This is a genomic window from Alphaproteobacteria bacterium (assembly GCA_026400645.1).
Taxonomy (GTDB): Bacteria; Pseudomonadota; Alphaproteobacteria; order Paracaedibacterales; family CAIULA01; genus JAPLOP01.
On the sequence record JAPLOP010000006.1, the window covers coordinates 1 to 8,281 of the forward strand.

Genomic DNA, 8,281 nt, shown 5'->3' on the forward strand with positions numbered 1-8,281 from the left:
GAGAGTCTTCCGATTTAACTCGGGAGCTTTTCTTCTGATCTGTCTCGCTGTGTGCAGCTTGTCGTTGCCGGCTCTTCGTTGCCGTTAGCGTTATTAGAACTTAGCTTAAGGGAGGGGAAAGGTCAAGGGGGAAATTACACAAAATACAAAAAACTTTATCTCCGCCCCACCCCATCACATTCACCCCTTCGGACCCCTTTCAAAATCACCAAAGATCGGGCATAACTTAAAACACATCAAGATTTTGATAGACATATTAATGAATTTGAATTTTCTAAGGCCACAGACTGTCCTTTGTGTTTGCAAAGCCATAATACCCTGGGCATGGGGCACGGCCCTTGTATTGCTGGGCATTGGCGCAACGACGGGGCTTTTTTATTCGCCAGCCGATTACCAGCAAGGGGACATGGTTCGCATTATGTATGTGCATGTTCCGGCATCCTGGTGGGCACTTGGGGTGTATACATTAATGGCGGTCAGTTCCGTCATTGGCCTTGTCACCCGCATTCCCTTATTTTTCCTGATGACAAAGGCAGTCGCGCCCATTGGTGCCGGATTTACGACGATCAGCTTGCTGACCGGATCCATATGGGGAAAATCAACCTGGGGCACGTGGTGGGTATGGGATGCACGTTTAACATCAATGCTGATCCTTTTCTTTCTTTATATTGGGTATCTCAATATCGCCAGTCGCATCAATCAGGAAAAGGATTTTGCCACTGCATCAATCCTTGTCATTATTGGATGGATCAATATCCCAATCATCAAATGGTCCGTTGATTGGTGGTATACACTGCATCAACCAGCAAGCCTGATGCGATTTGCAAAACCAGCCATTCATTACAGCATGTTACGACCCCTGTTGATTATGGCGGCAGGATTTGGTTTTTATGCGCTTGCTTTGGGATGTTTGCGTTTGTCCAATATCCTAAGACGCTGCCAGCTGGACAGAAATCATTAGGAAACAAAAAGGAAAGAAATCATGCACTGGACATATATTATAGGCGCATACGCAATCACCGGGCTTGTCTTGCTTGCCATGGCGGTTTCGGCAGCGATTCAAACAGCAAGACTGAACAAACGTGGTTAATGTACCCAATGAATTTCAAGATCTGGGCAGACGATCAAGTGTCGAGGACCGGAGTGTACATAAAAAGGGTCAGCGACGCGCGTGGCTTATCCTGGTGGTGTTTCTGCTTGCGTCCGGCGTTGCCTTGATGATCCTGGGTGCATTAAGGGAAAACGTCGTTTTTTTCGTAACGCCATCAGAATGGGTTCAAAACAAAAAAAATCCCAAACACATTCATAAAAAATTCCTACGCCTTGGCGGAAAGGTCGCACCAGATAGCATCAATCGACGCGGTAAAGTTCTTTATTTTACAATAACAGATGGGATAACGTTTGTGCAGGCCTGTTATCAGGGGCTTGTCCCCGATCTGTTTCGCGAAGGGCAAGGCGTCGTCGCCGAGGGACATTTTGAGGCAAACCATGATCTGGGCGATGATCTATTTGTTGCCCAGCGGATATTTGCCAAACATGACGAGACCTATAAGCCGCACCCATAAGATACGCAGATTCTAGGGCTAATGACGGCCCATGCTCCCAGAGGAAATCATCCGAAATTCGCCAACACTGTGACACAAACCATCGCTATAAGTGTCGCCACTAGCCCGTATTCCAAAGGCGCAACGCCCTGTTCGCTGTCCACTGCCCGTGTGATCTTTTTTGACATCGGATCCTCCCTATAATTTTTGACATAATGATTACGGGATATCAGATAGGGCCAGAATTCATAAAGTCAACACCCTGACGAAAAAATATTCATTATTTTGTCATAATATACGCATCAACCGGCTTTCCAGAGCGATCCGTATAATAGTCTGGCCGGATACCGACGATTTTAAATCCAGCTTTTTGATAAAGCGCGATCGCTGGGCTGTTGCTTGTGGCAACCTCTAAAAACAAGGGGGCCGGAACGAATTGAACCAGTTGATCCAAAAGCTGTCGACCAACCCCCTGGCATTGAAATTCGGGAAGGACTGCAAATGTCAGGATTTCACATTCCACAAGGGCGGCATCGGCAACAATTCCCCGCCCCAAGATAAATCCAACAGGGATCGATCCGTCCGATTGAGGCATTTCCGCCAACCATCCAAAACATAATCCACCCATTTTTTGGCCACCCCTCTTTTGGCCACCCAGCTTTTGGGATAAAAACCCCTCAAATGCCTGAACAGACCAAGGCTCATCAAATGAATGAACAAAACTGGCCGCATGGATTTCTGCCAAAATCGCGCCGTGACAAGGGTCCAGGGGGGTCAGAATCATGTTTTTTTAGATTGGACATAAACCGGCATGCGCCCATAATAGGGTTTCAGATCATGGTAGTCTGGGTCATTGGTCACTCCAAACTCTCTATATAGGTATAACAAATCGACGGCCAGGTTCGTGCAGGTCGTAATAATTCTGTCTGGCAAGATAAATGGAAAATCCAAAGGCACGTCGCTCGTCAATCGAAGCGATGGATCAGCAGTCACCATTTTTTCGATATCACCGTCGGTCAGTATAAGCGGAGCCCGATCAGATGATAATTGCCCAAAATAATCGCCCCGCCCGGATTCAATCAGGGCCAAAACCGGGCCGTCCCTTAGACACACCCCATAAAATAACAGATCAAACGACGTCGGCGCAAAAACAGTCGCCGCCGGAAACGCCAGGGCAAAACCTTGTGCGGTTGCCAGCGTCACCCGAAGGGCAGTAAAGGACCCAGGCCCCCGTGGGACAATAATACAGCTCAATAGGGGGCTGCCGGCCGATTTCCAAAGCTGTTGAATCATTTTCGGCAAGATAACCGATTGAGTTTGATCGCCGATTTTTTCATGAATTGAGGAAACTCTCCGCCCATTCATTAGTGCAGAGTAACAATCGCCCTGCCTGACACAAAAAGATAAAATTGACATTAAGCGGTTTTTTTCATAAACTTCTTGAATTCTTCTAAATAAATACATACATTCTCAGTGAGTTCAATTCAATTGGTATTCGCTGTCATTTTGTATTTTCTTTGAGGCGGAAAGAGGATTTGTGGAAATAATACAACGTATCGAAAGCACGATCATGGAGCCCTTGTCCCACAGAGGATATGGGGTTGTTCGGGTTCAACTAACCGGAAACATGCAAAAAACATTGCAAATCATGATTGAAAATCTGGACGATACAATCGTTAGCGTTGATAATTGTGCAGAAGTGAGCGGCCTCGTGTCGGCCTTACTAGACGTGGGTGATTTTATCAGTGGATCCTATACGCTGGAGGTATCATCCCCCGGGTTAGAGCGGCCATTGGTCAAAATGAAAGATTATCAACGATTCGTCGGCGAAAATGTTATTGTAAAAACGCAACAACCAATCGATGCCTACAAAGATAATCGTAAAACTTTTCAAGGAAAGTTGGCTTCTGCCACAGAAACCGGTATAACAGTATTATTGGATCCGCTTGATAATAAGGAAACCCCAAGCGTCGATATCGATTATCACAATATACGGTCGGCGCGCCTGATGATTATTTTTTAGGCATTCTAATAAAACAACGTAAAGATCACAGATCAACCATAGTTTAGAGGATAACAGCTTTGGCTAGTAGAAAAATAAAACCGATAGAACATGTATTTGCTCAGCAGCCGCGTCATGAGATGCTGCAGGTGGCGGATGTTGTCGCACGTGAAAAAGGAATTGAATGCGATGAAGTTCTGGAAGCCATGGAACAAGCCATACAAAAGGCAGCCAAAGCAAAATATGGTATAGAAAATGAAATAGAAGCCGTGATTGATCGGACATCCGGCAGTGTTTCGCTTTACCTTGTTAAAAAAGTTGTGGCTGAGGTTATTAATCCGGCCACCGAAATAAGCCTGGATGATGCTCAAAAACTCGATCCAGAGGCTGAGCTTGATAATTACATGAAAGAGGAGCTCCCCCCCATTGAATTTGGTCGGGTTGCAGCCCAAACCGCACGGCAAATTATTACACAAAAGATACGCGATGCAGAACGGGCCCGCCAGTTCATAGAATTTAAAGAACGGCTTGGTGAAATTATCAGTGGAATTATCAAGCGTATCGAATTTGGCAATGTCATTATTGACCTGGGTCGTGCCGAAGGCATCTTAAAAAAAGAAGATATCATTCCCCGGGAAACCTTTCGGATTGGTGATCGGGTTCGGGCCATCATTGCAGATCTAAAACCTGAAAGCAGGGGGGCGATGATTATCTTGTCGCGGACTCACCCAGATTTCATGGCAAAGCTTTTCGAACAAGAAGTAACCGAAATTTACGATGGCATCATCGAAATTAAATCCGTTGCGCGCGATCCTGGTAGCCGGGCAAAAATGGCGGTTTATACACCAGATCCAAGCATTGATCCTGTTGGTGCCTGTGTTGGGATGCGGGGTAGTCGTGTCCAAGCCGTTGTCAACGAACTGCAGGGTGAAAAAGTTGATATCATTCTGTGGTCGAACAATCCAGCAACCTTTGTTGTGAATGCGCTGGCTCCGGCAGAAATTTCAAAAGTGGTTATCGATGAGGATACACACCGTATTGATGTTGTGGTCGAGGAAGAGCAGCTCAGCCTGGCGATTGGTCGACGCGGACAGAACGTGCGGTTGGCCTCTCACTTAACCGGGTGGGGCATTGATATTATTACCGAATCCGAAGACACAACACGGCGAACCGAAGAAAATACCCAGCGATGCCAGCTATTCATCGAGGCATTTGATGTCGATGAAATGATTGCCCAGCTGCTTGTTTCGGAAGGATTTTCTACCGTTGAAGAAGTTGCCTATGTTGATATTGCCGAATTTGCTGGAATCGAGGGTTTTGACACAGACATTGCCCAAGAATTGCAAAATCGTGCAAAGCAGTACCTAGAGCAAAGAGACCAAAACATCCTCAAGGACTGTCAAGAAAAAGGTGTCGAAGAAACACTTTTGCAACTTGATGGACTCAATCCATCCGTCATTCAGCAATTAGTAAAGGCGGGAATCACAAAATTGGATGACCTGGCAGAGCTGTCTGGGGATGAATTTATGGACGTTATTGGAAAAAATCAATTTAGTTTAGAAGAAGCCAATACGATAATCATGGCGGCACGTGCGCACTGGTTTAGTTAGACCGTTGGTCATTAGATCGGTTAATTAATTGGCTTCATTACAGAGTAAAATTAGGAATGACAGAAGAAACAACACGAAACACTGAAATCCTTGGGAATAACTCCGGCTCCGCTGGCGATGATCAAAAGGCATCTCATAAAACGCTCACTTTATCAAAGAAGCTAGAGCTAAAAAAGGTTGTCGAAAAAGATCAGGTTAGACAAAGTTTCTCTCATGGTCGTTCCAAAACTGTAGAGGTCGAGGTTAAGCGAAAGCGCCCCTCCTTGCTTGACAAGGCTGGGCCAGATAAACCCGCATTGGATAAACCAGCGCCGGATCATCACATAGCTGAAAAGGAGCTGGTTTTTCAGGCACCGCCACAACAGGTGACGCCGCAGACCCCAGCAGAGACCACAGCGCCACAAGCAAGGCGTTTGACTGGCGGAGAATTTGAGGCACGCCTTAAAGCTGTTCAGCAAGCCATGAAACATGAGGCCGCAGAAGCCATCCAGAAACATCATCACGATGTCGTACTGGAGGAACATCACGCAGAGGCAGAGCTTCCTGTTATTGTGGAAAATATACAGGCAGAAACAATACCGGAACTAGTTCCTGTTGTTGTGCAGCCAAGCGCCACACCACCAGTAAAGGCGGCGGCCCCCAAATGGTCACCCCCAGTAAGGGAAGCCCCAAGAGAAAGACAAGCGCCCATCATTTTAAGGGCAACTGAATATGGCCCATCGAAACAACAGCCAAGGCCGGAACAGCCAAAAGTCGCTGTTGCGCAGCCATCAGCACCAAGACATCATCCGTCGGGCGATGCCCCCTCCTCCTATACCAAGGAAGATACAAAGCATCCCGTAAAACCAATCGCTGGAAAAGCTTTTGTTGGTGGAAATGACACAGAGGAAGAGAGCGCAAAAAGAAAAAGCTATACCCATCGTCCAGATGCCAAAAAGGTGGTTGCCCCTGTTCGCAGAACAACCGAAGCCCCAAAGAAATTGCACAGAAATGTGATCACAAAAGTTCTTGATGGTAATTTGGATGAACGAACACGATCTGTTGCAGCCCTTAAACGTGCCCGACAAAAACATAAGCAATCCCATGCTCAGGCAGAAACAGTAAAAATCATCAGGGAAGTCATCATTCCGGAATCAATCTCGGTTGGTGAACTAGCCAACCGTATGGCTGTCAGAGGCGCTGAAATCGTCAAAACATTGATGAAACAGGGCCTGATGGTGACGATCAACCAAATCATCGATGGCGATACTGCCGAACTGATTTGCGGTGAATTTGGCCATAAGTGCAGACGCGTTTCTGATTCTGATATTGAAATTGGCCTGGGCGGTGGCGAAGATACACACGCAGAAATGATATCACGCCCACCCGTTGTGACCGTCATGGGTCACGTTGATCATGGAAAAACATCCCTATTGGATGCCCTGCGTGAAACCGATGTGGTCAGCGGAGAAGCCGGTGGCATTACGCAACATATCGGGGCCTATCAGGTCACCATTAAATCTGGACACAAGATCACCTTTATTGACACACCTGGTCACGCTGCGTTCAGTGAAATGCGTGCCCGTGGAGCAAACGCAACCGATGTCGTTGTGTTGGTCGTTGCAGCCGATGATGGGATCAAGGAACAAACCTTAGAAGCGATTAATCACGCCAAGGCCGCCAAGGTTCCAATGGTTGTCGCAATTAATAAAATCGACAAGCCGGGCGCGAATCCCGATCGAGTCAGACAAGAACTATTGCAACACGGGATTGTGTTGGAAGAATTTGGTGGCGACGTCATTGCGGTCGAAGTGTCTGCAAAACAACGCACCAACCTAGACAAGCTTGAAGAAGCCATCCTGCTTCAGTCTGAAATATTAGATTTAAAATCGAATCCAACACGAACGGCATCGGGTGTTGTGATCGAAGCCAAAATTGACAAGGGTCGTGGAACAGTTGCCACAGTCTTGATTCAACGAGGAACGCTCAACGTTGGTGATATTTTTGTTGCCGGAACAGAATCGGGCAAAGTCAAAGTCCTGGTAAACGACCATGGAAAGAAAATTGATTCAGCCCCACCATCCATGCCAATTGAAGTATTGGGATTTGGTGGCGTTCCAGAGGCCGGTGATGAATTTTTCGTTGTTGAAAATGAAACTAAGGCAAAAGAAATTACAGACTACAGAAGACATCGCCGTCGGGAACAATTGGCTGCGCTTTCTTCGCGCGGAACCATGGAAAATATGATGTCCAAAATCGCTGCTGGCGAAACCAAAGAACTGGCACTGGTCATTAAAACAGACGTCCAAGGATCATTGGAAGCTATCACATCAAGCTTGGCCAAACTTGGCACAAACGAGGTTTCTGCCCGTATTCTTCACGGCGCAGTTGGTGGCATCAATGAAAGCGACGTGACGCTAGCAAAGGCATCAGAAGGCATTATTATCGGATTCAATGTTCGGGCAAACCCACAAGCAAGGGAGCTTGCAAAACGTGAAGGGCTTGATATTCGTTATTATTCCATTATTTATAATGTGATTGATGATATCAAAGCCATCATGAGCGGATTGTTGGCACCGACCTTGCGCGAAATATTTTTGGGAACGGCAGAAATTCGTACCGTTTTCAACATCACAAAGGTTGGCAAAGTTGCCGGCTGCTTCATCACAGATGGCACCGTCAAACGCGGCGCCAAAGTACGATTGCTGCGTGATAACGTTGTTATTCATGAAGGGGAACTCAAAACCCTCAAACGCTTTAAGGATGAAGTAAAAGAGGTCAAGGAATCATACGAATGTGGAATGGCCTTTGAAAACTATAGCGACATCCGCGTTGGTGATACGATTGAATGCTTTGAAATCGAAAGCATCGCACGACAGTTGTAAGCCACACCCCGTACCATCTCCCCCCGCGCAGGCGGGGATGATTCTGCTAGTGCGTGACATTTAACAGCGTACATAGGCTTGTCCGGGTTCACATACATGTGAGACTCTGCGGCACACAGTAAAAAAGGGGGGGCGAGCGCGCCCATCAATAGCGCCGTAGCGAGCCCCCCCTTGTATAAACAAAAAAAGGCCTCGAGAATAGGAATATATCAAAACACCTAAACTCAGAGGCCCTTATTATGCAAATCAAAAGACTGCATA

8 protein-coding genes are annotated in these 8,281 nt (G+C 46.7%); 5 read left to right on the forward strand and 3 right to left on the reverse strand.

Translation table 11 applies throughout. The features are described 5' to 3' along the window. Nucleotides 1-259 precede the first annotated feature (259 nt). Nucleotides 260-961, forward strand: a complete 702-nt coding sequence (ccmC, locus tag NTX76_00605; GenBank protein ID MCX7337770.1) for a heme ABC transporter permease CcmC — start codon at nucleotides 260-262, stop codon at nucleotides 959-961. Between the two features lie 121 nt (nucleotides 962-1,082). Beyond that, entirely contained in the window at nucleotides 1,083-1,565 is a 483-nt protein-coding gene (locus NTX76_00610; GenBank protein ID MCX7337771.1) for a cytochrome c maturation protein CcmE, read from the forward strand. A 47-nt stretch (nucleotides 1,566-1,612) separates the two neighbouring features. Here NTX76_00610 and NTX76_00615 read toward each other — a convergent pair whose 3' ends face one another. From NTX76_00615 to NTX76_00625, 3 genes are all read right to left on the reverse strand, one after another. Then, nucleotides 1,613-1,732, reverse strand: a complete 120-nt coding sequence (locus tag NTX76_00615; protein ID MCX7337772.1) for a Flp family type IVb pilin — start codon at nucleotides 1,730-1,732, stop codon at nucleotides 1,613-1,615. A 92-nt stretch (nucleotides 1,733-1,824) separates the two neighbouring features. After that, complete coding sequence (locus NTX76_00620) at nucleotides 1,825-2,328, reverse strand: N-acetyltransferase (GenBank protein MCX7337773.1); 504 nt, start codon at nucleotides 2,326-2,328, stop codon at nucleotides 1,825-1,827. Next, nucleotides 2,325-2,909: a tRNA threonylcarbamoyladenosine biosynthesis protein TsaB gene (locus NTX76_00625; protein ID MCX7337774.1), complete on the reverse strand. Its 585-nt coding sequence runs from the start codon at nucleotides 2,907-2,909 to the stop codon at nucleotides 2,325-2,327. The genes NTX76_00620 and NTX76_00625 overlap by 4 nt, the downstream gene beginning before the upstream one ends. Before the next feature lie 172 nt (nucleotides 2,910-3,081). Between NTX76_00625 and NTX76_00630 the strand changes: the two genes are divergently transcribed. The 3 genes from NTX76_00630 (at nucleotide 3,082) to infB (ending at nucleotide 8,020) form a co-directional block, all read left to right on the forward strand. Beyond that, nucleotides 3,082-3,567: a ribosome maturation factor RimP gene (locus tag NTX76_00630; GenBank protein MCX7337775.1), complete on the forward strand. Its 486-nt coding sequence runs from the start codon at nucleotides 3,082-3,084 to the stop codon at nucleotides 3,565-3,567. Between the two features lie 119 nt (nucleotides 3,568-3,686). Continuing rightward, nucleotides 3,687-5,156 carry a transcription termination factor NusA gene (nusA, locus tag NTX76_00635; protein MCX7337776.1) on the forward strand — a complete coding sequence of 490 codons (1,470 nt, stop codon included), beginning with the start codon at nucleotides 3,687-3,689 and terminating at the stop codon, nucleotides 5,154-5,156. 56 nt (nucleotides 5,157-5,212) lie between these two features. Then, nucleotides 5,213-8,020, forward strand: a complete 2,808-nt coding sequence (gene infB / locus NTX76_00640; protein ID MCX7337777.1) for a translation initiation factor IF-2 — start codon at nucleotides 5,213-5,215, stop codon at nucleotides 8,018-8,020. The last annotated feature ends 261 nt before the right edge of the window (nucleotides 8,021-8,281 follow it).